22 protein-coding genes are annotated in these 25,119 nt (G+C 46.3%); 4 read left to right on the plus strand and 18 right to left on the minus strand.

Going from position 1 to position 25,119, the window contains the following annotated elements:
* The first annotated feature begins 144 nt into the window (after positions 1 to 144).
* The gene (locus N7V53_RS02420) at positions 145 to 1,038 is read left to right on the plus strand and encodes an AraC family transcriptional regulator (RefSeq protein WP_023481663.1); all 894 of its coding nucleotides are present in this window, start codon (positions 145 to 147) and stop codon (positions 1,036 to 1,038) included.
* Position 1,039: 1 nt separating this feature from the next.
* Here N7V53_RS02420 and N7V53_RS02425 read toward each other — a convergent pair whose 3' ends face one another.
* Positions 1,040 to 2,422, minus strand: coding sequence for a diguanylate cyclase (locus N7V53_RS02425; protein ID WP_279792709.1), 1,383 nt, complete (start codon positions 2,420 to 2,422; stop codon positions 1,040 to 1,042).
* A 381-nt stretch (positions 2,423 to 2,803) separates the two neighbouring features.
* On the opposite strand from N7V53_RS02425, the gene N7V53_RS02430 reads away from it, so the two are divergent.
* Positions 2,804 to 3,373 carry a LuxR C-terminal-related transcriptional regulator gene (locus tag N7V53_RS02430; RefSeq protein ID WP_080263019.1) on the plus strand — a complete coding sequence of 190 codons (570 nt, stop codon included), beginning with the start codon at positions 2,804 to 2,806 and terminating at the stop codon, positions 3,371 to 3,373.
* Positions 3,374 to 3,421: 48 nt separating this feature from the next.
* Here the strand turns inward: N7V53_RS02430 and N7V53_RS02435 are convergent, their stop codons facing one another.
* The 17 genes from N7V53_RS02435 to N7V53_RS02515 all read right to left on the minus strand — a co-directional run bounded on the left by N7V53_RS02435 (position 3,422) and on the right by N7V53_RS02515 (position 22,716).
* The gene (locus tag N7V53_RS02435; RefSeq protein WP_279791881.1) at positions 3,422 to 4,423 is read right to left on the minus strand and encodes a hypothetical protein; all 1,002 of its coding nucleotides are present in this window, start codon (positions 4,421 to 4,423) and stop codon (positions 3,422 to 3,424) included.
* Positions 4,424 to 4,433: 10 nt separating this feature from the next.
* Positions 4,434 to 5,366, minus strand: a complete 933-nt coding sequence (locus N7V53_RS02440; RefSeq protein WP_279791883.1) for an ACP S-malonyltransferase — start codon at positions 5,364 to 5,366, stop codon at positions 4,434 to 4,436.
* An 11-nt stretch (positions 5,367 to 5,377) separates the two neighbouring features.
* Positions 5,378 to 6,766 (minus strand): hypothetical protein, encoded by a 1,389-nt coding sequence (locus N7V53_RS02445; protein ID WP_279791884.1) that lies wholly within the window; start codon positions 6,764 to 6,766, stop codon positions 5,378 to 5,380.
* Complete coding sequence (locus tag N7V53_RS02450) at positions 6,763 to 7,530, minus strand: outer membrane lipoprotein-sorting protein (protein WP_279791885.1); 768 nt, start codon at positions 7,528 to 7,530, stop codon at positions 6,763 to 6,765. The genes N7V53_RS02445 and N7V53_RS02450 overlap by 4 nt, the downstream gene beginning before the upstream one ends.
* A gap of 13 nt (positions 7,531 to 7,543) precedes the next feature.
* On the minus strand, positions 7,544 to 8,842 hold the full coding sequence (locus N7V53_RS02455; RefSeq protein WP_279791886.1) for an ABC transporter permease: 1,299 nt from the start codon (positions 8,840 to 8,842) through the stop codon (positions 7,544 to 7,546).
* Positions 8,843 to 8,853: 11 nt separating this feature from the next.
* The gene (locus N7V53_RS02460; protein ID WP_279791887.1) at positions 8,854 to 9,510 is read right to left on the minus strand and encodes a hypothetical protein; all 657 of its coding nucleotides are present in this window, start codon (positions 9,508 to 9,510) and stop codon (positions 8,854 to 8,856) included.
* A complete protein-coding gene (locus N7V53_RS02465; protein WP_279791888.1) occupies positions 9,494 to 10,201 on the minus strand; it encodes an ABC transporter ATP-binding protein in 708 nt (235 codons plus the stop codon). The genes N7V53_RS02460 and N7V53_RS02465 overlap by 17 nt, the downstream gene beginning before the upstream one ends.
* On the minus strand, positions 10,198 to 11,190 hold the full coding sequence (locus N7V53_RS02470) for an ATP-binding protein (RefSeq protein WP_279791890.1): 993 nt from the start codon (positions 11,188 to 11,190) through the stop codon (positions 10,198 to 10,200). Before N7V53_RS02470 ends, N7V53_RS02465 begins: the two co-directional genes overlap by 4 nt.
* Positions 11,187 to 12,413 carry a beta-ketoacyl synthase N-terminal-like domain-containing protein gene (locus N7V53_RS02475; protein WP_279791892.1) on the minus strand — a complete coding sequence of 409 codons (1,227 nt, stop codon included), beginning with the start codon at positions 12,411 to 12,413 and terminating at the stop codon, positions 11,187 to 11,189. Before N7V53_RS02475 ends, N7V53_RS02470 begins: the two co-directional genes overlap by 4 nt.
* Positions 12,414 to 12,417: 4 nt before the next feature.
* Entirely contained in the window at positions 12,418 to 14,976 is a 2,559-nt protein-coding gene (locus N7V53_RS02480; RefSeq protein ID WP_279792711.1) for a beta-ketoacyl-[acyl-carrier-protein] synthase family protein, read from the minus strand.
* Between the two features lie 97 nt (positions 14,977 to 15,073).
* Positions 15,074 to 16,231: an aminomethyltransferase family protein gene (locus N7V53_RS02485; RefSeq protein WP_279791894.1), complete on the minus strand. Its 1,158-nt coding sequence runs from the start codon at positions 16,229 to 16,231 to the stop codon at positions 15,074 to 15,076.
* Positions 16,232 to 16,261: 30 nt separating this feature from the next.
* Positions 16,262 to 16,543 carry a phosphopantetheine-binding protein gene (locus N7V53_RS02490; protein WP_023481422.1) on the minus strand — a complete coding sequence of 94 codons (282 nt, stop codon included), beginning with the start codon at positions 16,541 to 16,543 and terminating at the stop codon, positions 16,262 to 16,264.
* 14 nt (positions 16,544 to 16,557) lie between these two features.
* Positions 16,558 to 17,106, minus strand: a complete 549-nt coding sequence (locus N7V53_RS02495; protein ID WP_034813949.1) for a 3-hydroxyacyl-ACP dehydratase FabZ family protein — start codon at positions 17,104 to 17,106, stop codon at positions 16,558 to 16,560.
* Positions 17,107 to 17,109: 3 nt separating this feature from the next.
* Positions 17,110 to 17,865, minus strand: a complete 756-nt coding sequence (locus N7V53_RS02500; RefSeq protein WP_023481405.1) for an SDR family NAD(P)-dependent oxidoreductase — start codon at positions 17,863 to 17,865, stop codon at positions 17,110 to 17,112.
* Positions 17,866 to 17,884: 19 nt separating this feature from the next.
* A complete protein-coding gene (acpS, locus tag N7V53_RS02505) occupies positions 17,885 to 18,268 on the minus strand; it encodes a holo-ACP synthase (protein ID WP_279791895.1) in 384 nt (127 codons plus the stop codon).
* Between the two features lie 5 nt (positions 18,269 to 18,273).
* Positions 18,274 to 19,914, minus strand: a complete 1,641-nt coding sequence (locus N7V53_RS02510) for a ShlB/FhaC/HecB family hemolysin secretion/activation protein (protein ID WP_023481482.1) — start codon at positions 19,912 to 19,914, stop codon at positions 18,274 to 18,276.
* 63 nt (positions 19,915 to 19,977) lie between these two features.
* A complete protein-coding gene (locus tag N7V53_RS02515; RefSeq protein WP_279791898.1) occupies positions 19,978 to 22,716 on the minus strand; it encodes a filamentous hemagglutinin N-terminal domain-containing protein in 2,739 nt (912 codons plus the stop codon).
* Between the two features lie 1,099 nt (positions 22,717 to 23,815).
* On the opposite strand from N7V53_RS02515, the gene N7V53_RS02520 reads away from it, so the two are divergent.
* Together N7V53_RS02520 and N7V53_RS02525 are read left to right on the plus strand one after the other, a co-directional pair.
* Positions 23,816 to 24,397 (plus strand): common pilus major fimbrillin subunit EcpA, encoded by a 582-nt coding sequence (locus N7V53_RS02520; protein WP_279791900.1) that lies wholly within the window; start codon positions 23,816 to 23,818, stop codon positions 24,395 to 24,397.
* 53 nt (positions 24,398 to 24,450) lie between these two features.
* Entirely contained in the window at positions 24,451 to 25,119 is a 669-nt protein-coding gene (locus N7V53_RS02525) for a hypothetical protein (protein WP_279791901.1), read from the plus strand.

A 25,119-nucleotide genomic window follows, 5' to 3' on the forward strand; every position in this document is an offset into this window, starting at 1 on the left:
AGTGACGCAAGCAGGTTAACCAGCGCGCGACTCGCAAAACAGGCGCATTCTTATCCCATGATTGCCTGTTTCTCTTCACGTTGTTCACTTGTTGCGCGTGAATCGGCAGAATGCTTGCTTAAATATCAATACTTGTGAGGAACAATGATGGAGGAGATGGTGGCGCTGCTGCGGGCGCTTGCACCGCACGAAGGCTGTACACGCTCGGCGCTGGAGAGCGTCTGCTTTATGCGCTCAGACCGCCCGCTGGCGCGCACGCCGGTGGTTTATAAACCCTCTATTGTGATCGTCTGCCAGGGGCAGAAGCGCGGTTATCTGGCGAATCGCGTTTATCACTACGATAAACAGCACTACCTGGTGTTATCGGTGCCGCTCCCCTTCTCGACGGAAACGGACGCCAGCCCTGAGAAGCCGCTGCTGGCGCTGACGGTGGATCTTGATATGACGGTGCTCTCTGAATTGATGCTGTCGCTGGATCTTCCGCCCGGTCGCGCAGAAGCAGCACCGGAAGGCATTATGTCAACGCCGCTCGAAGCGGATCTTGCCGATACGGCAGTGCGATTACTGAAAGCGCTCTCGTCAAAGCAGGAGGCGCAGGTACTGGGGCCGCAGCTGGTGCGGGAGCTGTATTACCGTGTGCTGATGGGCGAACGTGGCGATGCGCTGCGTGCGGCGCTGGTTAATCAGGGGCAGTTTGCAGCGATTGCTAAAGTCTTGCAGCGTATCCATACACACTTTACCGAGCCGCTGCATATTCCGACGCTGGCAAAGGATGCAGGCCTTAGCGTGCCTGCGTTTCATAAACACTTTAAATCCGTCACCAGCACCTCACCGCTGCAGTACATCAAGTCTGTACGGCTTAACCAGGCGCGCTTGTTGATGATTCGCGATAACGCAACCGCTGCGGGTGCGGCTTTTCACGTCGGTTATGAGAGCCCTTCCCAGTTTAACCGCGAGTTTCGCCGCCTGTTTGGCCGCAGCCCACGGGAAGAGGCCAATGAAATGCGAGCCTCCTTCGCGCTCTTTCCTCCTGTGTAATTTACTCTGCGCCTTGCCAGATATGGACACAGTTGCGGCCGCGCTCTTTGGCAATATAGAGCGCTTCATCAGCCCGCTGAATAAAGCGCTCGTAATCGGGGTGTCCATCGAACATGGCAGCTCCTATGGAGAGGGAAATCGGTACCCGCTCACCCTCAGGCGTTTTAACGATGGTTTTTTCGACACGAGAACGGATACGTTCGGCAATTCGATGGGTATCAAACTCGGTCGCTTCAGTTAACAGGATCACAAATTCATCGCCGCCATAACGAAAAACATAATCACTGCTGCGCACGTTGTCATAAAACGCACTGGAGACTTTACGCAGGATCTCATCCCCCATCGGATGTCCCCAGCTATCATTTATTTGTTTAAATTTATCGACATCAATGATTAATACTGACAGCGGTGTAGAGGCTCTTTGCGCATGGGAAATTTCGCGCTTGAAAATGGTTGGCATAAATCGACGGTTAAGTAACTTCGTTAAGACATCCATACCTACTTCGTGACGCGAAACCTCTTCAAAGAGCTCGCGCAATAATGTGATTATTTGCACCACATTTTTTCTTACGGAAATAAGAAAGCTGACGCGCAGCGCGCGGTTACTTAATGAGCGGGGTGTCGCCCGGGTAGAGCGAAATATTTCATCAAGCTCTTGCAGAAGACGGGAAATATGGCCAACCTCCGCAATCCCACTAAAATAGTGGCGTCCTTTGTGGTTAAACCATAAACCAAAATCGGACTGGCTGACGGACAGCGTATTGCCTAAATCAGCATCCATAATGATTTTATAAATCAGATCTATCTCCCAGCTGAGTAGCGCCGCGGTTTGCCGCTCTTTCTCCTCTTCTGCATTCTCCATCAGCGAGAAGATACGGTAATTTTCATCCTCTTTTGCTGAGTTATGCTCGCTGAAAGAGAAGGCTCGAGACATCACTTCCATTGCCAGGTCGATGCTGTTAATCGCATGGTGATAGACCTGCAATTTCTCTTCTGCGGTAAACTCACTTTCAATAATCACCGGATAGAAGAGCTTCTTAAGCACGCGAAAGCCCATCTCGACCAGCTCAACGGAGATTCCAATACGCGCATGCACTTCGGCAACCGTATGCTGCTGCTGAATCAGGCGCTCGATATCATCCGGTGTGCAGGCTAGCACTTCTTTTATCCAGCGCTCCAGCGCGGATTTAAGATGTATTTCAACCTGGGCATTAGAGAGAAATTCACGGGCATGGGGATCGGTTAGTACGATGCGGTAGAAGGTTTCACTGAGATCGTGGGCGTGGGTGTAAGCCACCTCAGCGGTGAGACGGCGAATATGCTGATCGGTCTTTTCTAATAGCGTGAGCCATTCGCCCTTCATCGATTTAAGATAAGTTTCCATCATTCAGACCCTTACGGTAGTTAACACATCTTACGTTCAGGATGTTGCAAACAAACGTCCATCGACGCAGATCGACAGGGCCAGAATTATCGTGGCACCGCCCACATATTCCCTCTGTTAGCGTCCGGGCGGTCCTCGCTCACGATTTAGAAATTACATGGTAAAACAGCGTGTTAGATTTCATTTTAACCATGTAAGAAGGCAATAGTAGAAACGTACCGAAATAGAGTATAGCCCGTTCAATTGCTATCACAACCTGGAATAATAACCTGGGCTGAGCGTTAAGATCTTATTTAAGACTATTTAATTACGGCTTCTCGCAGGAGCAATTTACAATCAGAAACACTCTCCCAGGCATTATTCTATATGGTAATTAATCATATGAAGATCTATACAATAAGCGACGATGTATATTTTCAGAACGGAATGATTTCATTGGCTAATGCAAGAGGCTGGACAATCGAAGCGCAACAATTCAACCCGCAATTACTCACCGAACTTACTCTGGACGACGTTGTTATTCTCCACCTCGATAAAAAGAACATGGCTTATGCTAAAGCCATCTCCCCTCTCAATAAAGTGTGCAAGCTGCTCGTTATTTCTGGCACAACGCGAAATATTTTAATCGATGAAGCCGATATTGTGCTTAAAGCCCAGGACTCGCTAAATGAGATTAGCCACGCGATTAAAAAACTCGCCAAACTCAGGAAAGAGGCCACGCATAAAGAAAACGTCCTCAGCGATATTGAAAGGATCGTGTTGAATGAATCGCTAAAGGGGAAAAACATTCACCTTATTGCCAAGCTGCTCTCTATTTCACCAAAACGGGTCTATGCCTACCGAAATAAAGCATGCAAAAAGATGGGCGGAAAAAAGATCAGCGATCTTCTGCTGATCAAAGATAATTTGCTGGAGCATGCCCACCTTTCATCCCCTACTCTCTCTCCTTAAACTGGCAATGTCCGTCTGCAGTGTGTAACCACTACAGACGGACATGCACTACCAGAGCTGCGACTGCTTGTTGATCTCATCCCAGCGAAAACACATATCACACGCCATCAGAAAATCGTTGTGCCACAGCCTGTAAATATGCAGGAAGATAAACGCGAGGCACGGCAATAAACACAGCAGAAAATAGGCTTCGAAGAGGATAGCCAGGCCCGAGAAATCGAGTAATAAGCTGGTCAGGGCGATCCAGAGCACTTCAATCAACAGTAAGCCCAGAATCCGCAGCCAGAAAGGCGTACCCGTATTGATGAACTGCGGTAACGGGCTGGCGAAATAGAAGTCAATTTCGCGCATAAAGAGGCGTCCGAGAAAGATGTAGCGCCTTGATAGCCGTACAAAAAGCAGATTCATCGCCAGCACAATCCCGCAGAGCACCAGCATCGCGACCATGAGCGGCGCAAAGAACAGCCCCTGTTCGAGGGAGAATTCAGGCTGCTTTTTAAGCGGCACAATGGTTAACAGGCTTACGCCCAGGCTAATCATCAGGTAGCGGGCAACATAACGGTGAAGATGCTTAAATCGCAGCGTTTCATTCACCTCTTGTCCTATCAGCTTGATATAAGTGCTGCGGATAAAACGAAACACAACATAGAGAAAGAGCGGCGATAGCGCAGCCAGCAGAGGCAGCACCTGCTCTGGCGTAAAAAACAAAAGCGCCGCCTGCGTGATAAGCCAAAAGAGCGCTCCGCTCAGCAGGCTGGCGATCGCCGGTCGCGACAGCGCCCTTTCCAGTCGCCCCGCTTTTTTGCGAATGAAGAAGGAGAGATCGATATTTTTAATCACGCATTTATACGTCCAGTAGGCTTGTAGTTCCCAGATAAAATGAAACATCACCAGCCCAAGGATCGCACTGATCATCAGCGTATCCTGTGATGTCAGGTTAAATGCCGCGTTTTTCCAGTATAGCCCCAGCAGCAGATAGATAATGATGCAGAGCAGCGGCAGGATTTTTTTGTCCTGGTGGCGAATAAAAGTCAGGTAATCAGGTATCACGAGGGCGTCCTCACGCTGATAAAAGCGTTTTACAGTGCCGGGACATCGCGGGCGTAAAACCGATAAAGTCAGTGAGCATCTGTGCGAGGTACGCTTTATTGCTGATCTCAACAAACTGCACGCCCGGCTTATGAATAAGCCACCCATCGATTGCATCACGCCATTTAACAGTGTGAGTCAAATGGAGCGCGAGATTTTCTTTGATCTGCTCAGGATCATACTCTGCCTTGCCGGAAACATTCATGACCACCGCATGGCGCGGTGGCGTAACGTCTACCCCGGCGAGATAGTCCCGCATCAAGGCAACGCCCGCTGTCATCAAACGCGTATGCCACGCGCCGCTAACGCCGAGTTTGACCGATTCGAATCCGTTCTCCAGCAACAGACGAGAAAAATCACGTAGCGGCGCGCTAGCCCCACCAATGACCTGCTGCTTTGGGCTGTTATCACAGCTGATATCAACAATTAGCCCGGTATGGTCGATCAGTTCTCGCAGGCGCAGAACATCAATACCTTTCACCGCCGCCATCTCGCCTTTATGCAGACGGCTAATGTCATGCATAACCTTCGCGCGAAAGTGGATCGCATCAAACAGACTCTCTAGTGAGAGCGCACCTGCGGCATAGAGGGCGCTATATTCACCGACGCTATGCCCGCAGGAACCCACTATCGTACAGGGATCCATTTTTGGCTGGCATAGGGTATAAAGCGAGACATTAATGGCCGTCACCGCCAGCTGCTGCACTGTAGTCTGAATCAGACGGTTCATCGGGCCTTTCAGGCACAGACGACGAATATCAATCCCCGATACATCGCTGGCGCAATCCCAAATATGTCTGGTTGCCGAAGTGAGATCCCATAAGTCCGCCCCCATGCCGATTGCCGGATTTCCCTGCCCGGCGAACAGTAATACGAGCGGTTTGTCTGTTTTGTATTCACTCATCTTTCATGTCCTTATAAGAGATAGTTAAGCCCCAGATAAAATCCGACGGTTTTGCCAAAAAAAGCGAATTCCGTATCCTGCTTACCGAGCCCGACCCAGCCGCCGGCATAGAGATTAAGACTGTCGTCAAAGGCCGCTACAGGCGTCGAAACGTGTATACCAAGCAGAGAGCTGTTATCACGCATATTCATCGTGATATAGGGCTGGAGCGTTACGTCCTTCTCGCTGCGAAAACTGCCATAAGCGCTCAAATAGTGTTTTCCCTGCAACTCTCCTCTGTTGGCGGCATTCCCTATTTCCGCTCCCATCAGATATTTGTATGCATCAAAGATCTGATCTAATAACGCCGACTGCGATGCTCTGTTCAGATAACGTGAAAACTCCACCTGCTGTTGCCATTCATTCTCTGAATAGCCTTCACTCTGGAAGTAGTATTCAAGCCCCAGCACAGCGAAGTCGCGGGTGGTGTATTGCGCGCCTAACGCCACTTCAACTCCCGCCTTGCGCTCTGCGCGATAAAGGGAAGAGGGAAATTGATAATCAACGACCTCTGCGGCACGTTCAGGCGAAAAATGGCGCCATTGCTGAGCGTTGTGCAACGCCACCTCGCCGTTAAAAGTGAGCGCTGGTGTGTAACTGAAGCTGTCCGAGAGCGCGAGAGAGCGCTTGTCGCCCAGCAACAGGCTAATAGCAGGCGTGTGGTTCGCCAGGCGATAGTCGGTATAACTTAAGAGATACCGCGCCTGAGCGTTGCCGCGCCGGTTTGCTGACCAGTGGCTGGATGTTTCATACCGCTGGTTAATGGTTGCCAACTGCGGCGCAACCGTAAATGCCAGGCTGAAGTCGCGTTGGTTATCAACTAACCGCGCCCCCCATGACGATTCGCTATAGTTCGACCGCATAGCGGGATCGTAAATACGCGTGCTTTTAAAGCCTGCGTAATAGTTGGTCATCAGGGCGGCGGGCGATTTGAGAAAAAAGAGCCCCGGCGTTGCCGTTAACTTTCCGGCTTCCAGGCGAAGCCGGTCTGAGAGGGTGTAATTGAGTTGTAACCTGTTGAGCAGCACACGCGATCGCTGCTGATCCTCTTCAAAAGAGCCGGGCAGATGCCATGCATAATAAGCAAGGCCATAGAGTGAAAAATCAATATCCAGACGGTTTTCAATGACCGCACACTTGCTGCTGAATTTTATCCCGGCATCCTGAAAAGCATTTGTCGGTGTATAAGCTCTTTCTCCGGCGGTGCTCCACGGCGAAGCGGTTCGCTTTATATAAGAGGTTTGCAGCATCAGCGCGGTTTCGCTATTTACGGCCACCTCATCGCCTGAGAGACAGGACGCCTGTGAGAAAGAGGTAAGTAATGACAAAGGAATAAGCAGAGTATTAATGAGCGTTTTCACCTGACACCCCGCTGGATAGCTTCCCTGGTAAAGTAAAATTCGGGCAAAGACTCAAGTCTGACGTCGCTATATTCCATAACGGTAAATCCCTTGTGGTGGCGTGCATCATGCACAATGATTTTCATTGGCCGCGCTTCTCCGAGCACGGTCTGGTAATCCAGATAACTCACCTCCTTAAGTAACTTCTCATCCTGTGAATAAAAGGAGGCGGTATAAGGACGGAAGCTCTCTTTCTCGACCAGATAGATAATTTTGGGATAGGTTGCCGCGGCGGTTTTCCGTTCAAGGGAGAGTCGATAACAGAGATGCTTTCCACAAGCCGTTTCGCCAGTGAGTTGAGTGTTATAGGCGTAATCGAAATTGGTAACAATGACATCGCTATTCGCGATCTGCCCGACTAAGCGCTGCTCAGGCGAAACAGGCATTGGACGACGTAACTCCGGGGAGTAAAACCATAAGTCATACCAATCCGAGAGCATAATTTTGCCTTTATCTCTGGCAGGATAGATAAAACGCACAAGGGATCTTGCATCCGCAGGCTGGCCATTTTTGGGCTTCATAAAGCGCATCGACACATCGAAAATCTGTGTATTGACCGCCTCAGCGGCCTTTTCTTTATATTCACGCACCGTGACGGTATAGCGAAACGGTTGATTTGGTGAGCGTATTTCGTCAGCCCGGCGGATAATATCCTGCGCCGGCGTCGCATTGCAGATCACAGGGATTATCGCCAGCGCGATAAAACATAAAGAGAAAATATTCATAAGCTGTCCTGTTTTATGAAAATTTAAAAGCATCGGCCAGGTTCAGTTTCGCTGCGCGTAATGAAGGACGCAGGGAGGCGAAAGTCGCGGTAATAACCGGTAAGAAAAAGGTAAACCAGACCGTATCCACATCCGTGGTTTTAATAAATGCGGTATACCCCTGCGACTGTCCCGGTGATGGCGGCATCGCAATACCTTTCACATTAATAAGCCAGGCAAGGGCAAACCCTATCGCCAGACTTCCTGCTGCGCCAATAATGCCAATAAATATCCCTTCAAGAATAAATAGCCGCGTAACATGCCATGGCTTTAGCCCGATAGCGCGTAAGGTGGTAATTTCCCGGGTACGCTCAACGATATTCATGGTAAGCGAGTTACCGATCATAAAAATAACGACTACTGCAACAAGAAGTTTAATAAAGAAGTAAATGCCAGAGAGAAGATCTTCGACCTGCTGATAAAATGGCGAGACGCTATTCCACTCTTTTACGATCAACGGTAAATGATGTTGGGCAATAAAATGCCGAAGTTTAACCGCAAAGCCTGAGACGTTTTCTGTATTGAGCAGAATCAAAACCTTACTGACGCCCTCAGTTCCCATCAGGCGCTGCGCTGTCGTTAACGGCATCTTTATTGCCGTATCATCGTAGTCTTTAATGCCAGAGGTAAAAATACCTCGTACTTTTAAAGAGATAGCTCCCTGGCCTCCCTGGGTATTCACCACCATAATATCCAGCCAGTCGCCATACGCGGCGTTAAGGGTTTTGGCCAGACCGCTTCCAGCGGTAACTTCGTCCGTTTTTACACGTGATAAATCGCTACCGCTGATCAACTTATCAAATGAGCCAAGCTTTAATGCGGCTAAAGGTTCGACGCCAAGACCGGAGAAGTAACTGGTGGTTTCGTTTTCATATTGTGAGGCCACGCCAGTAAACTCAAGCTGGCCTGAAATTGTCGAAATATCAGCCGATAACTCTGGCTGGGCAAGAATGGTTTGCTTTAACGCAGCATAATTCTCAATTAAGCTCTGGCTCCTCTTCGCACTCTCAAAATAGGCTGGATTATAAATTTGCACATGACCAATATTGGTACGAATGGTTTGCTCTTTCAAAATCCAGAAGGAGTACTGAATAAAACCGCCATAAAGAAAAATGGCGACACCGCCAAGCATTATTGCGACCAGTGTTGATAAGGTGCGCCGCCGATGGCGAAAAATATTTAATAAAGCAAACTGCGCATCTTTGAAGCGGAAGAGTAAACAAAAAACAATAAAAAGCAGGATAGCGCTCATCGCCAGATTAACGAATAACATAGTGTATTCCCTTACTTCTCTTTTAATAGCGGTATAACTATCTGCGTCATCTCTTGCAGATCCCACTCTGGTGCGGTGCCAGGCGCTAAGAGAGTATATTTCTCCACGCGCGTTCCCAATTTCCTTAAATCGTTTAACAGAATCGCGGCATCGTGCGTTCGCCCGCAATCCATGAGCGCGCGATAGCGCATATAACGAATGGGGATGAGCATATTCCCATCAAATAAGTCTGTTTCATTCCCCAGACGTTCGGTGTCATGCAGGGCGATGATGCATCGGCCGTTTTTTGCAGGTAAGTAAGCATCGATACGCGCACGTAAATAGTGCAATCGCAGATTATCGTCGTTTGACTCCACCGCTTCATCGAGAAAGAAAAAACCGGTTTTTGCATACTCTGCGGCGTGGATAAAGTCATTTATCGCAGCATAGTGTTTTGCCTGTTGTAGTACGCCGTAGGCGTAAAAGATCAGCGAGGCGACATGGTGTTCGCGGCGATATTCATTCCATAATGCGGAGGTGGTTTCGGCCAAAGCCTGCTGCTGTGCAGGAAAACCCTGCGCTATTATCTTCTCAACTTCAGACGCTGGCGCGGCAAATGCCGCGTTCACCACCAGCGATAAGCCGATTATTACTCCGTTAAGTCCATCGCGTTTACCGGGCCGAATCATAAGTTAATTCTCCATCCGTGATTTCAATAACCCGCTTTGCCCGATCCTTGAGCTGGGTGGAATGCGTGGAAACAATAAAGGTGGTTTGTGTTTGCTGATTAATGTTTAACAGCAAATCCATGATCGCCTCGCCGGTGGCTAAATCCAGATTGCCCGTCGGTTCATCGGCGACAACAACGCCAGGCTGATGCGCAAGCGCGCGGGCAATCGCCACACGTTGCTGCTGACCACCGGATAATTGACCGGGTTTTCGACGTGCAAGCTGCGCGAGGCCGACGCTGTCGAGCGCATGTAGTGCACGCGCTTTCGCCTCTTTTCTATCGCAATAGCCGTTGAGAACCAGCGGATAAAAAATATTATCCAGCACGTTCAGTACCGGGATCAGATTGAAGAACTGGAAGATAAAGCCGAGATGTTGACCACGAATCGCGGCCATCTCCTTTTCAGGAAGGCCGTTGAGCAGATGATTTAAAAAAATAACCTGTCCTGCGCTCGGTTGATCAATCCCAGAGAGGATATTAAGCAGCGTACTTTTGCCACTGCCGGAAGGGCCGCACAGCGCGATAAATTCCCCTTTCGCAATCTCAAGGCTCACGCTTTTTAATGCGCTAACCTGGCTTTCACCTGTGCCAAATTGTTTTGAGATATCGCTGAGAACAATGGCAGGTAGAGCTTTTACGCTGTTTTTCATGCGCCTTCCTTTTCCATTTCGAGCCAGCTGTCGAACCAGGCGCTACCACCGAAACTGTCCTTTACGATAGTGCGTATTTTTGTCCCGCGAGGCGCGTTTTGTTGCAGGAATTCCCAGCTCAGAGCGGGAGTTAAACAGCCGCTGGCACCAAAAATCGCTCTGAGATCAATGACGTTTGCCCCCTGTTCAGGCGCCCTGGGATTCGTCATCGGTCCGGCCTGCGCAAACAGATCGATATCGCTCGCATTCTCGTAGAGTTCACGCTGAGTTTGTGCGCCATCCTGCCAGCTATGGTAATTTCCGCAGCGAATTTTGATGCCACCTGCGCGACGGCTAAAAATAAAGCAGCCGGCACGCTCAACGCAGAGGTGAATGCCGCTTTTTTGCTGCGCCCTTTTATTTCCGCCCTCACCCGTTAATGTTGCCGCGGAGAAGACCAGCAGCGGTATCGCACGCCAGGCCGCGCAGACCACCACAAAATCAAACATATTCCAGCGAAGATAATCCTGCGCCCAGCGCATCGCGGCGATCAGCGATAATTTCTCGCCGCGCATTTTGCAACTAACATCTTTGATGGCGAATTTCTTCAGGAGATTTTTCGGCAGGGTATCGATGGTGGAGGTGTGCAATGCGCTGCTTATATTTTCAAAAATTGCACTCTCGCCCCACGCATCAACGTAGATAAACGCGGTACGTGATTTTAATAACAGCATCCGCTCTTTTGCGCCCAGGCTCTGTAATGCGCTTTCCGCTGCCTGCTCAAGCGCTTCGATATAGTGGATATAGTCCGGTTTACGCACCATTTCTCGTGCATAGACCGCTTTGCTGGTACCGAAGCGTTTAAAACCCCAGCCACGCTTAGCCGTTGCTTTCAAAGACTGGTTGTAGAGATGGGATTCCCAGACGTTCAACCACCCGGGAGAGTAAATATAAAAATCATCTTCCGGCTCGGTCATCGTAAAGGCATTGAGAAACATTGCATCGCTCATAGCCTTGCCTCCCCTTTCGCGAAGAGAGAGAGGACAACGCCGATAATGGAGCCATCCACGCCGAGACCGGTTTTTAATAGATGTGATTTTTGATGAGGCAGCACGGACTGATTAATTAATAGCTGATGAGATATTTCATCACTTACTTCATCATTCGCCACTGCCGGAATTAACTCTCCCTCTCGTAAAGCCTCTGCACCGATAATGAGATCGATAAGACCGGAGCCAGTAGCGGTATACCCCAGCATCCCTTTGTAGGCCAGGACCGGTATCGTCTGCTCGCCCACCAGCATTGAAATCGCTTTCGCCTCCGATTTATCGCTGGTCGAAGATCCATTGCCGTGCGGAATAATGGCGCAGAGTTGATCCGGCGTCACCGCTGCTTCACTCAATACACTGCGCATCACTTTTAATAGATTAGAACTGAGCCAGCCAGCATCATGGCTACGCCCGGCACTGGTCTGGATGTAATTTGATTTTAACCGGACAGCGCTCTTTCGCTTCTGACCGCCACGGTATCCATGGCGCTCCAGTAACATCACCGAAAAACCTTCTGCAAATAAGACAGCCTGACTGTTTTTACCAAACGGTTGCACCACTCTGCTTGCCAGCATCGACTGGTTTTCCAGAAACCAGATATCCTGGGTATTAATTTTTGAACAATTAATAACGCAAACCAGATCAAGGCCACCGCTCTCAATTGCATGACAACCCAAATGAAGGGCCGTCAACGCGGAATTACTGGTGCAGTTCATCGCGGCGGGCAGGATTTGCAGGCGGTATTTTTCTGCCAGTTTGAAAGCCAGATAATCCTGGGACATATTTCTGACATGCAGATTTTTTATCGATGCGGAAAGCGCAACGTCTTCAGTATCGTTTTTGTCGTAAAAGGATTTGTAATCCATCGCATCGACTCGCGGCCCGAGGCCAGTCACATAGACTCGGACAGAATCCCCTGCCAACGCGGTAGGGGGTAAGGCTGCCTGCGCCAGTGCCTCTTCGATTAAGCGGTAGATCAGGTCAAGATCAGACTCCTTCATTGCATCAAGCCTGGCCACGCTGACATTACGTTTAAACCCGCATTTGATTGCCTCCTCTTCACTGGCAAACCACGGCGTGGTGTTAACGCGGATGCCCTGTCGCAGATTATTCATCAACTGAGCAGGATGATGAGCATAAGGTAATGAAAGGCTGTAGCCGGAAATCAAAGCTGCATTTTCCACGGCGCTATCCTTTTATAACCATCGCGTAGTAGTTGCCGCCCTCTGTTGCGCCGACCAACAGCGCATGGCGAACAGCAAGCGTCAGCGGCTGGCGCACAAAATTCATTCGATTATCGAAGAAGGACTCGGTGCCAGGAATCGCCGGTACGGTTTGCGTTTTGATGCACTCGGTAAGCACCAGCAGGTTCAACAGACCGGCCGACGACGCGACAAAACCGAAGTAAGCGTTGTAGTTAACAACCGGCACCTGCGGGTGCGACTGATGGAAAACGGCATAAAGGGCGTCGATCTCAACCTGCGAATACGCAGGCCCGCCATGGCTGCTGCCACACACCAGATCGATCTCGTGGGCTCCTATCCCGGCATCGGCAAGGGCACGTTGAATAGCCAGCACCATGGCTTCGGATTTTTCGCCTGATTGGGCAGGATCAAACCAGCTGTTATCACAAGATTTGCCGTAGCCAATGATTTCGGCCAGTACTTCAACACCGCGCTCGCGAGCAGCCTGCGGATCCTCAAGCAATAACATGCAGGCACCTTCGCCGGGTACATACCCTTTTGCCTTCGCGCTATAAATTTGATAATCGGCCGCGTCGGCGATCATGGCGATTTTCTGCGTAACGGCATCCATATAGAGCGCCATTGAGGGAAAAAACTCATCCGCGCCGCCGACAATGACCTGTGGTTGCAGATTCTGCCGCACGAGTTCATAACCATAGGTCAGTGCGCCAAGCGCGGCATTTTCACCGGTTGCCAGCGTCGTGGTGTAGCCTTTGATCCCTTCGGAGATGCCACAAAAAGTGGCAATTGCGTTCATTAGCGAGCCGGGAAATTCCGAAGTACGAACTTTGCGCGGATCGGGTTTCAGGCTTTGCAAATATTTATAGGTTGTCTCCTGCGGTCCGCGTGACATCCCCATCACCATGCCGAGGTTTTCGCCATCGCGCTTAATTTTGCGTTTACCGCTGTTCAACGCCTCAGAGAGTGCTACCAGCGCAAAGGTTCCGCCACGAGTGGCTTTACGAGAATCAAAGCGGCGCAGATATTTGCGGGGTTCCAGATTGCTCACCTGGAATGTTTTAAAATGTTCCTCCTCTTCCGGCAGCCTTCCCGCTCCCACGGCGTGCTCACTGCCAAAGAGGTTCCTCAACTGGTCGGTTTTCTCCAGAACCGCTAATAGCTCACGCGCCTCTGCCAATGTGTCCTGTGGGAATATCACGTCGCCCAGTATTCCGGTGGCGCTGCCCTGCCAGATGTTATGCAGAATGTCGCTTACCGTGTGGCCAATAGCGGTAATGGCGCCAGCGCCGGTTATCGCAACACGTTTGGGGGAATAGTTAGTTACAGGGACTGTGCCCGGTCGGGTACTGATAACCATGCAGCAGTTATTACCGCCAAACGCATAGTTGTTTTTCAAAAAAAGATTAACCTGTTTCTCTCTGAACTCATTTGCAACGTAATCAAGATCGCAATTCGGACGCGGGAGAGAGAAGTTGAGCGTAGGCAAAACGATATTGTCAGGTAGCGTGACCAGACAGGCGATTAACTCAACGATGCCGGCTGCGCCGATGTTATGTCCGAAGTAGGATTTTGTTGAGCTGACAAGCAAATCCTTGCGATGAGCGAAGACCTTGTTCATCGCCATAGTCTCGATCCGGTCGTTGGCTTCCGTTCCGGTACCGTGCGCATTGACATAATCAATCTGATCAGGGGTAACGCCTGCGTTCTCCATCGCTTTGAGCATAACCTGCACCGCCCCATTAGCTCGCGGGTCAGGTCCGGTCTCATGGTAGGCATCGCAGGAGGTGGCATAAGAGAGGATTTCGCCATAGATAGTAGCCCCGCGCGCTATGGCATGTTCGTACTCTTCCAGCACTAACGCCCCTGCGCCTTCGCCGATTGACATGCCCGGCTGGCCAGAGAAAGGTGTGCAGACATCGGGATGCATAACGTTAAGGGCATAGAAACCGGCGAAGGTCGGCAAATAGATCGGTTCCGTTCCCACGGCAAGCATGGTTTTGCTCTTCCCGTTTTGCAGATAATCGAACGCTATACCGATGGCATTAGGGCTGGCGGTGCAGGCGGTCGCCACCAGTTCCACCCCGCCTTTTAGACCAAGCAGCGTTGATACACTTGAGCAGCATGAGGCGAACCCGCCGGCATAAACGGCCTTACGCAGGGAAAAATCTTCAATGCGCTGTTCAAATAGCGGCAGGAAGGCTTCCGTGCCCGCAGAGGAGACACCAACAATTAACCCCGTCTCTTCAAGAGCACATGAGTTTGCGATGAGGCCCGCCTGATTTAATGCATCCTTGCCCACTTTATAGGCCCAGAGCGCAGCGTTATCTAATGACTGCACAATTTCGTCTGCCAGCTCAGGGCATTGGATGTCGTGCAACACTTCAGCTGCCCGGGCATTTTCGAACCAGGTTTCAAAACGTTGGCTATCCGTCACGCCGCACTTCTTATTAAGAAGTGCGCATTTAAAATCCTGAAGGTTTTCTGCCAGAGACGAGAGGATGCCCATCCCGGTAATAACGACTCTTTTTCTATTAATCTTCATCATGCTTCCCTGCAGCGGCAGTGAGAACAGACTGCCTGGTTCGATGCGGGTAACAACGCCAGCTCGCGCGTTTACTGATGGCTGACGTTGCGGACGATTAAGCGTGTCGTGCCTTCGTGGCATCGACATAGCTGTGCTCTGTCGGGCGGACCAACAAACTTAAGTTATAAAGAAAGGGAAGATTCTGTGTTTTCGCCGGGATCTTCGCTGCAGCGGTTTCGATAGTGAAACCTGAAATATCTGACCAGGCGTAATCATGATCGAGCAGCGCAAGGGCAATTGAAGTTCCCAGCACGGGAGAACAGACAGACTTAACGATTACGCCGACCTGCTGTTCATCGACCAACACTTTGTCGTTGGAGGAGATCACGGCGCTCTCAGTCAGCGGACAGATACCAACAATTTTACGTTTCGCAGGCTCCAGGGAATGTTCGGCAGCAGCCTCTTTGCCGATAAACCCCTCCTTGTCGTATTGCACTGCCCACTGCATTTGCAACTCAACCGGATGACGGCTGAACTCACCATAGATATTTTCATCCCAACACATATTCTCAATGCGTACAGTGCGCTGATAATCAAGACCACCGGTTTTTAAATGATACCTTTCACCTCTATCAACAAGCGTTGACCATGCATCAACGAGTGTAGGTTGTGGGCCAATTAACAGGTAACCAAACTCACCATGCTTGCCACAGCGAAAAATGATTAGCTCGCCGTCCTGATTGATATATTCATGGTAGGGTAAGCCGATAATATCGAAGCCATAAACTTCAGCCAGTAGCTCCCAGGAATAAGGGCCTTCAACCATCAGTGCCCCCCACGCCTCTTCTGTCATTGACTTGATAGCAGGCCTTTCGGAGATCTCGAGATATTCAGCATGTTGCAAGAGGTTATTAAAAGAGTTGATTATGTCTGAGGCCGAAATATTTTCTGACAAGATGTAGTAACCATCAGGGGTACATAAAATATAGATATCACCTTTGATAGTGCCATCCTCATTAAGTACCAGGGAATAAAGGCCTTGTTCATCGCGAATAATAGAGACATCAGCCGAGGCCAGATGGTTAACTAAAGCCCATGCATCATCACCCATCACGCTTACTATCGACATGTGAGAGTAATCAACCAGCAGGGCATTCTCTCTTACCGCTTTATACTCAATAGCAGGTTCGTGATAAGCAGCAGGAATCAGATGGTTATTAAAAATGCCCATTTTAGCCTTGCCGGCCAGATGTAAGTCATGCAGCGATTTCATAGTAGTCCTTATTAAAATAGTTAACCGAAATTAAGCCTGACGTTTCGTTATCACAAAAGAAGCAAGGCTATTAATGCTGCGCATATAAGACGGATTGTCACTTTCACTCACCTGAATATCAAAAACCTTGTCCAGCATTACAATAATCTCGGTCGCATCGACCGAATCTAATTTCAGGCCATTGCCAAATAAGGGTGTATCATCGTCAATTTGCGATGGTTCACGAGGAATATTTAAGCGCTGGATGATCTCTGTTTTGATGGTGAAGAGAACCTCTTTACGCTCTTCAATTTTACTCTGCATTATTGTCATGCTTTTCATCCCTGTTATTTAGTTTCTCGAAAATTGATAATGGTGCCATCGCTAATCTTTTTCTTACCAACATTTGCCGTAACGGAGTAGTGTTTGAACCCGGCAGGATCAGTGAAAGCGGGCTTGCTTATCACTTCGATGGTATCTCCTGGATAAGCAATATCTTTGAATTTTAAGTTCTGAGATGCCAGAACGCCATGGACTTGAGCGCGACGCTCGCGGATAATTTCGGTTAATTCTGGCCTGTGAATAAAGCTATAAATATCACGTAAACTGGTTAATGACATACCGAAACGTTCTGCAAAGATGTCGCAAACATCGCTCATAAAAGAGAAATACTCACTCGCCTGGCCGAATATTTCCGCAACAATGACACCCGGCATAATAGGGTTTTCTGGGAAATGTCCAACAAGATAAGGATCGTTATAGGTAACATGCTTGATTACCCGAATATAACCATTATCACCATATTTATAATCCTCTATACGATCGACCATCATAAGAGGCTGGCGCCAGGCACCCATCTCAAGAAATAGTTTTGGAGGAATAGTATATTTTGACATAAATCACCGCATGACCAGCCCGCCATCAATCACGATGGTTTGCCCCACGATATAACTGGATGCTGAAGAAGATAACCAAACAATGGTATTAGCGACTTCATTACAGTTTCCTAGCCGCTTGAGTGGTATAGAGTTTGTTACATCTCGAACGACGGTTCGTGAGACTTTTTTTACCATCTTTGAAGCAATCATACCCGGTGCCACGGCATTTACACGAATTCCGCGCGGGGCAAGTTCAGCAGCAAGTGACCGGGTAAAACTGAGTAAGGCCCCCTTAGAAGCGCTGTAATTTGCTTGCCCGACACTGGGAATAATTCCAGCTATAGACGCAACATTAATAATCGTTGCGCCTTCTGCGCTTCGTAAGAGTTTCAACATCTCTTTTGTAAGATGAAAGGCGCTTAACATATTGGTTTCAATGACAGTATTGAAATCGTCAAAACTCATTGAGGAAAAAAGATTATCTTTGACGATACCTGCATTGTTAACGAGAACGTCGAGTTGCGTGATAGCGGAACTAAGAGTGATAAACAGCTCACTTACACTCTCAGGAATAGTAAGATAGCACTGCAAAATAGTTAAACGGTGGCCGTTTTGATGTCGTTCACTTAATATACGAAGGGGATCAGCGCTGCTTTTAAATATGGCATAAACGTTACAGCCCTGATCCAGATATTTCTCACATATTGCTAATCCGATGTCTCCGCTTGCGCCAGAGACAAGCACATTCTTAGTATCCAAATCCTTATATGTATACATTTTATTCCTTTGTCTTTCATCAGGAGATAATCGTTACTGCAACAGCATGTGTTCGACAGTGGGATATACTGAGAGAGATATGTTCGATATCTCGCTCTTTGATTATCTGTGCTATCCGGCCGGAAAGGGAAAAATAGGGGCATCCGAAGCGATCATGCTGGACCTCCATATCCTGAAAGGTTATCCCTTCTCGGAACCCCAAACCTAAAGCCTTAACGAGAGACTCTTTAGCAGCCCAAAAACCTGAAACTCTCTCATAATTCATCTCCTCTGAAATAATTTTTTTTCTTTCAGAAAGAGAAAAGACACGATGAAGAAAAGCATCCCCTCCATTGTTTATTGCCCGCGTAATCTTACTTACTTCAACAATGTCCGTACCAATGTAAAAGCTTTTTTTTTCCATAGTAATTAAAGCTGATAACTGATGTTAAATTTTGCCGTAAAATCATCGACAATCATTTTTGATGGTGAGAGCAATGGAAGCGACAGGGATAGCTCATATCCCAAAGACTGAACGTTTCCTTTTACTCCTCCAGTAGCCCCCATGAGTTTGTCGCCCCCATAAATTTGCCGCGTAGATTGGCTCCCACCTACTTGCCCATAATCAACTCCGAAGAAAGTAGTTAATCCATTGAAGGCAGTCGTAAAGTTAAGAGTATTTTGTATGTAGAAGCCATTTATCGCATCAACACCAGAACTGTTTTCAAACCCTCTGACATTCCAGCGATTACCAATATTAAACTGATCCTGAATTGTTAGTGCCGCAGGACTGTATTGCGCACCGATGGACATCTCATACCAGGCAGGCAGAGATGACAACTTCAAAGCTTTTAAATAGTTCATATTTAAATTATAGATATGACTGGCACGGTCCACGTCGCCAGATAACATATCTGGTGTTTCTTTGCCATCCAGCCATTTGACAAATCGCTGCCAACTTATTGTTGAGTCTAATGAGGCACCGTCAAACCCCTGAATATAATTGAACGCCAGCTTAATGTTGCTCATATCGCGTTTCTGCATGGCCAGTTTGATGCCGCCAAACTTATAATCGGCTTTTCTTTTAAAAACTTCTAAGCTTGCGGAAATCTTCTTTGACATATCTCGAAAAAGCAAGTGCGAGGTTTTAAAGCTGTAATACTTATTCCTGCCAATATAATCATAATTCCAGTCAGCAATGGGTATATTTTGATCCGAGACGCTTGCGCTATAGGTAAATTCGTAGTCCCAAAATCCATATGGGAAGGAGTACCAGGCGGTTATATTTTTGTATCCTCCAGTTATGCTACTCGCTCCCGAAAGATAACCCACATCACTTATACCAGCAAGATTAAAGAGATAAAATACGCCACTAGATATATTTTGCCCTGTATTTTTATCCCCCCAGTTACTATAGTTCGCTTTGGCGCTCCAACTCTTCATACGGTGAGTATTTATAATGATATCGCTATAACCGCTTCGACTTCCGGGCGCGACATTTATTTTAACATCAACTGCCGGCGTCCTTTGTAAGTTTTCAAGGCCTTGCTCTATACCCCTTAGATTAAGAATATCACCCTGTTTAAAAGGGAGAATATGAGCATTAACGTCACCGCTTTCAATCAAAATACGCTCTATCCGGCCAGGAGTAACCGTTATGGCAAGTGCACCTGTAGTTAAATCTTGATTAGGAATGTCAACACGCGTGGTGACAAAGCCGGCATTAATAAAATAGTCTTGAATAATATTAACAAAACTTCTAATCCCATTAACACCAAGACATTCGCCAGTAAATTTATTCTTAATACCTTTAATATTCAGATCATTTATGAAATCATTATTAAGAGTAATTTTGGTTATGCGATAACATACTTTATCCTTAGGAATCTGGATATTATCAATGATCAACTCTCTTTTTTCAGAGAAAACATCTTTCTTCTCAATTTTATTTTCACGCAAAAGGTTGGAGTCGTTGCGCTGCTGCTCCCTCGCAAACTTATCTAAATTGTCTGCTGCGGTCACATGAAAACAAAAGAAAAAAATTAGAAAATGAATTTTATAGAGTTGCACTATTACGATCGCTCTCATTCAATTTAAAGCAGCAGCGGCGCTGCTGCTTTAATAATTTTTACATCATAAACCAACGATAGTGCCTGAACCTGTCAACTGTGAGGTTGTAAGTACAAGTCCCCTTTCACCACCTAAAACAGCATTAGATCCAGAGTTGTGTATTAATTTCGAAGTAATTACTGCGTTGCCTTCAGTAAAAATATTTTTGTAATTATAGATCGTGCGAGCAGCATTGACATCGAGATAATCCCAGGCAACGACATTACCATAGTTAGTTAAATCAACTGCGGCTTTGATAAACGCGGAACTACCGACCATATTGCCTTTGCTGCTATTGACAATACTGCCATCTGATTCAACATAAAGTACGGTTCCTGCTGCAATATTTTTTTCGTTGGTAAGGGTGCCACTTGTATCAACTTCCAATGTATTATCAGAAGAAATTGTATTGTAATTATGCAACGCCCCTGCAACACGAACTAAAGCATTCTGCTTACTGCTAACCCATCCATAATTGTTAAAACTACTCCCAACAATTAATGAAAGATATCGATCGGATGATATTATCCCTGTTGCATCATTGTTTTCGATGGTACCAGAGCTGTAGTTGGACAGAGAATCAACATCGATACTAAGATCGCCGGCACTGTGGAGAGTGGCATAATTATTAATCAAGCGCTTTGCATTAATTTTTGCATCACCGCCACTGGCTATCAAGGCACGATAATTATCAATTGTTTCTACGACATTCAAGTTTAACGGACCATGCTCAGCAATAATACGGCTATGCGTGTTATTAATAGACTGAGCGTTGATTGTTACGCCATTAGTGCCAATTAACCCACCAATTTGGCCCGGTATTCCGAAGTAATTACCATACCACGATCCGAAATCTTCACCATAGGTGTTATTAACATTGGTCTTAGCATCAATATTGAGAATATTATTTGCAACCATTAACCCATGATAGTTATCAACGTCTGCTTCGGTTTTGATTGAGATATCTTTACCAAGAATCATCCCACCAACGTTTTTGACATTTTTAGCTTTAATGTCAACATTACCGAATTGTGAACTTACTAAACCAATGTGGTTGTTAAAATACCCAGACAAATCTATTTTAACCCCACTATCTCCCATAATTTGACCGACATAAAGACTATTGTCCATTGTAGAACCGATAATCGAGACGGTGTCTTTCGATAGCAGCCTTCCACTTGAGTTGTCGATATTTCCAATCGCAGAAAGCGACACGGCTTTATCAGCGGCTATTTTCCCATTACGATTGTTAATCGTACTACTACTTTCCAGTGAGATTGCCCCTGATGAACTTATTCCACCAGTCGAATTATTAATCGTGCCTGCTTTTAATTTGATTCCGTTGTCACCTGCAATTAACCCCAAGGAATCGTTGCTAGTAGCATCAGCCGTGATATTGTCTTTATTGATAAAATACTTAGCCGTTTCAATCTGAATGCCACCTGCTTGAGACCTAATAAGACCTTTAGTGTTATCAATATTTCCGGAACTAATTATATCAATCTTACCAGCAGATTGAATTTCGCCTCCAACATTGGTTATTTCAGAAGTTTCGAATGCAAGGCCGCCCCCCCTGATCTGCCCAGTCCGGTTATCTAACTTACCTGTTTTCAGCGCGACAACAGTTGCTTCCAGACCTGCAGAACTGCCCTTACCACTGTTGATTAACGTTTTGCCATTAGTATTGATGCCTAACACACCGCCAGAAGCAATTTTACCGTTTTTATTATCTAACTCGCCACTATCTATGTAAATATCGGACTCTGAGGAAATACTACCGGCACTGGTATTATTTAAGGAATTATTTGTCGTATTAATAAATACCTGGCCTTTACCCGATATATTCCCACCGATGTTTTCCAGCACACCATTAGTTTTGATGTTAGTACCGCCAACCGATTGGACCTCACCGCCAGTGTTAATAAACTTACCATTTACGTCAATATGGATATTATCAGCACCACCTGCAAGAGTACCTGTATTTCTTACACCTACTCCGCTTTCAGTACTGATTAGATTGATGCGGTTAGCGTACATGCCACCCAGATCTGACACGTCCACGGCGTAAGTGTTTCTGACACCGCTTGCCGTTACATGTCCCAAGACCTCTGCATCTTTATTAATATAATTATTACCGGCGATGACGGTGAGTTCATCGGTGACAATTTGCCCTTGAACTGCAACAGAGCGAGCAAGAATCTCTGTGGGCGAAGAACTCATTAGTCCTTTGAGAGTGATAATACCGCCACCAACTGAATAACCTCTCAACAAGCCGTTCTGAATATCCGGTTTACCGGTTGTGATAGTGGCTTTACTGGTGTTGATAAAGCCGCTTCCCATGCTTGTGGAGATACCATTAGGATTAGCAATAACTAAATGAGCTTTGTCTCCTGCAACTTCCATCAGGCCTTCAAGCATACTGGTCTTATTAGAAGTGACTTCATTAAGGATGACTTTGGCGCTACCAGAGGTAAGATTGCTATTACCCGCGATGGCTCCCCCAATTACAGTATTTGTACCAGAAGAGCTATTATTGAAAATTACGCCGTTCTTACCAACATTGAAATCATCATAAACGTTATGAGAAAGGCCATTATCATTGGGATTGGCAATATTGATTACGGGTACGCCATTTGAATTTGCTATAGTACCATTTTTGATATTAAGATCGGCTGCTTGAGTAAAAACCGGTAGAGCGAGTAGAATAGAAGCCGCTACTGGATTGAATCTCATCAAAACCCGTGTTTTTCTTTCACCTTTCATTGATTTCCTACCTATAATTTATGCAACTTATTAAGATGAGTTTAGTCGCTTACTAAATCGACTTTTTAAGTACTTCATGCAGGCATCTAAACTCGTTATGCAGATTAAAAGTATCCTGACACTGGAGCTCCGATATTTATCTTAACGCTAATTTCAGCATGCAAAATTGAACTAGCCATACAAAAAAATAATACACGTTCCTGACTAAGTTTAAGTAACGACAGACGTGTATTTATCTTACACCCTTCTAAATCCTGAAGAGCTAATAGGATTTTTTTAATTATTGCTAAAGAACGCATTAAAACAAGTGAATTATCCTTAAAAAAAAGCCTGGCATTAACTAGAGAAATTTAAGGTGAATTTCTATTTTATCATTTAATTCAAAGCATTATGCAAAACAAACATAGCACTCATGAATTTAAGAACCTTTCACATAATTAACATGGATTTTTCACTAGCAAAAACACCCTATATTAAAAAATTCACATGAGTAGCAAAAATGAGTGCTTAGCTTTCCTCTGGCTATATAATCCCATAGAGATTGCACTGTTAGCATAAGAACTCTTCCACATAGCCACATGCTTAACATTTATATTATTTTGTGCAATCAACATCGGGGCTTGAGTTCTTAAAAGGAAATGGCATGATATATTTCTTAAATAATAAATACATCATTTAAATAATGCTTATGCTGTTCTTAAAAAGGGATAAGAGATCTTATCAATGTGACATCTATACGCTACGAAAATGTTATCAACGCAGCAGGAAACCGCATTCCCCCATGTAAAAAGAGATCAATAATTTAACACATATTATTTATTGGTTAGATAACAATTTATTACTACCCAATCATTTTGCGTCAAGGTTATTATTTTCGTCGGAAGCAGTGGCTTTACGTGAGATTGCGATTGATTCGAGTGTTCACTTGTTCGCTATCGAGCGTAAAAGTACAGTATTGACTTGTTATTAGCACACTTATGCAAGTTATATCCTTTAGCTTCTTTTAATCGGATTACATAGTAGTGAATTCCGACTAGAAAAAAGCCTTGTTAATACAAGGAACCTTCAAGGTTAAAACCATTAAGAGTAAGGTGCATTTATGAAACGTAAAATTTTAGCGCTTGCATTGTTGTCTTCTTTTAGCATGGGTGCAGTTCAGGCAGCCGATACTACAGCACAGGCTGTGGCGACATGGTCCGCAACAGCAAAGAAAGATACTACCAGTAAATTAATTGTAACGCCTCTGGGAAGCCTTTCATTCCAATACGCTGAGGGCGTTAAAGGGTTCAATACTCAAAAAGGTCTTTTTGACGTTGCAATTGAAGGAGATTCAAGCGCAACGGCATTCAAACTAACCTCACGATTAGTAAGTAACACGCTAACGCAGCTTGATGGATCAGGGTCAACGCTGAATGTTGGAGTTAATTACTTCGGTAATGCGGTCGATAAAACGTCTGATACAGTTCTTGTTGACACCGTTACAGGTAAAAGTGGTGGTCTGAGCAATATTGCTTCTAATTATAATAAAGCAGGTCGCTTTGCTGGTCAGGATGCATTTACATTCTCAATTGCAAATGCAACTACTGACGGCACAACGCCTGCAACCGATTTGAGCGTATTGCCAGAAGGTATCTGGAGTGGCGATGTTAGCGTCCAGTTTGATGCAACCTGGACTAGCTAATTCCATTAATTGAGGAGCGAGGGACCGCTCCTTTTTTTTTAGGAGAGTGAATTATGAAAAAAATTTTTTTTGCGTGTAACCTTTCTTTAACTGTAATGATGCCAGCTTATGCGTTAGACATTGGTGATATATCTTCTTTTATGTATAGCGACAGCTCTGTTATCAGTAAAGAGATAAAAAATTCCACTGATACAGGACGCCTTATTAATATCAGAGTTGAAAGAATAACCAACCCTCTAGAAGGAGGTAGCATCATCCCTATGGAGAGTAGAAACGAACTTCTTTTGACACCAGGAAGTTTATTACTTCCCGCTAAAAGCAATGAGACTATCCGTTTTTTCTATAAAGGACCCGCTGACGATAAAGAACGTTATTACCGGATTCTTTGGTCCGATCAATCGTTGAGCGAAGGTAAAAGAAGCAACGCAAAGCGTCATGCTGTTGCGACAGCGTCAGCGCTTATTAGTTCTATATTGGTTGTCGCGCCTCGTAAAGCAAAGTACGAATATAAATATTCAGCAGGAAAAATCACCAATCCAGGAAATGCGACATTACGTATTATCGCCTATGGCCCATGCTTGAAACCAACTGATGGGGAGTCTTGCAAAGAAAATTACTATCTTATGCCCGGAAAATCGCGAACATTCACGCGAGTAAATGTTGCAGATAAAAGTGGCCGCGTAGCATTTTGGCAAGAGAATCATTTCGTTTCAGTCAAATAG

Origin of the sequence: Kosakonia sp. HypNH10 (assembly GCF_029850615.1) — a bacterium.
GTDB classification, from domain to species: domain Bacteria; phylum Pseudomonadota; class Gammaproteobacteria; order Enterobacterales; family Enterobacteriaceae; genus Kosakonia; species Kosakonia cowanii.

Excerpts from the sequence above, each read along its gene's own strand:
- N7V53_RS02420 (WP_023481663.1), top strand. The coding sequence starts at position 145 with ATGATGGAGGAGATGGTGGCGCTGCTGCGGGCGCTTGCACCGCACGAA.
- N7V53_RS02425 (WP_279792709.1), bottom strand. The coding sequence starts at position 2,422 with ATGGAAACTTATCTTAAATCGATGAAGGGCGAATGGCTCACGCTATTA.
- N7V53_RS02430 (WP_080263019.1), top strand. The coding sequence starts at position 2,804 with ATGAAGATCTATACAATAAGCGACGATGTATATTTTCAGAACGGAATG.
- N7V53_RS02440 (WP_279791883.1), bottom strand. The coding sequence starts at position 5,366 with ATGAGTGAATACAAAACAGACAAACCGCTCGTATTACTGTTCGCCGGG.
- N7V53_RS02450 (WP_279791885.1), bottom strand. The coding sequence starts at position 7,530 with ATGAATATTTTCTCTTTATGTTTTATCGCGCTGGCGATAATCCCTGTG.
- N7V53_RS02455 (WP_279791886.1), bottom strand. The coding sequence starts at position 8,842 with ATGTTATTCGTTAATCTGGCGATGAGCGCTATCCTGCTTTTTATTGTT.
- N7V53_RS02460 (WP_279791887.1), bottom strand. The coding sequence starts at position 9,510 with ATGATTCGGCCCGGTAAACGCGATGGACTTAACGGAGTAATAATCGGC.
- N7V53_RS02465 (WP_279791888.1), bottom strand. The coding sequence starts at position 10,201 with ATGAAAAACAGCGTAAAAGCTCTACCTGCCATTGTTCTCAGCGATATC.
- N7V53_RS02470 (WP_279791890.1), bottom strand. The coding sequence starts at position 11,190 with ATGAGCGATGCAATGTTTCTCAATGCCTTTACGATGACCGAGCCGGAA.
- N7V53_RS02480 (WP_279792711.1), bottom strand. The coding sequence starts at position 14,976 with ATGAAGATTAATAGAAAAAGAGTCGTTATTACCGGGATGGGCATCCTC.
- N7V53_RS02485 (WP_279791894.1), bottom strand. The coding sequence starts at position 16,231 with ATGAAATCGCTGCATGACTTACATCTGGCCGGCAAGGCTAAAATGGGC.
- N7V53_RS02490 (WP_023481422.1), bottom strand. The coding sequence starts at position 16,543 with ATGACAATAATGCAGAGTAAAATTGAAGAGCGTAAAGAGGTTCTCTTC.
- N7V53_RS02495 (WP_034813949.1), bottom strand. The coding sequence starts at position 17,106 with ATGTCAAAATATACTATTCCTCCAAAACTATTTCTTGAGATGGGTGCC.
- N7V53_RS02500 (WP_023481405.1), bottom strand. The coding sequence starts at position 17,865 with ATGTATACATATAAGGATTTGGATACTAAGAATGTGCTTGTCTCTGGC.
- acpS (WP_279791895.1), bottom strand. The coding sequence starts at position 18,268 with ATGGAAAAAAAAAGCTTTTACATTGGTACGGACATTGTTGAAGTAAGT.
- N7V53_RS02515 (WP_279791898.1), bottom strand. The coding sequence starts at position 22,716 with ATGAAAGGTGAAAGAAAAACACGGGTTTTGATGAGATTCAATCCAGTA.
- N7V53_RS02520 (WP_279791900.1), top strand. The coding sequence starts at position 23,816 with ATGAAACGTAAAATTTTAGCGCTTGCATTGTTGTCTTCTTTTAGCATG.
- N7V53_RS02525 (WP_279791901.1), top strand. The coding sequence starts at position 24,451 with ATGAAAAAAATTTTTTTTGCGTGTAACCTTTCTTTAACTGTAATGATG.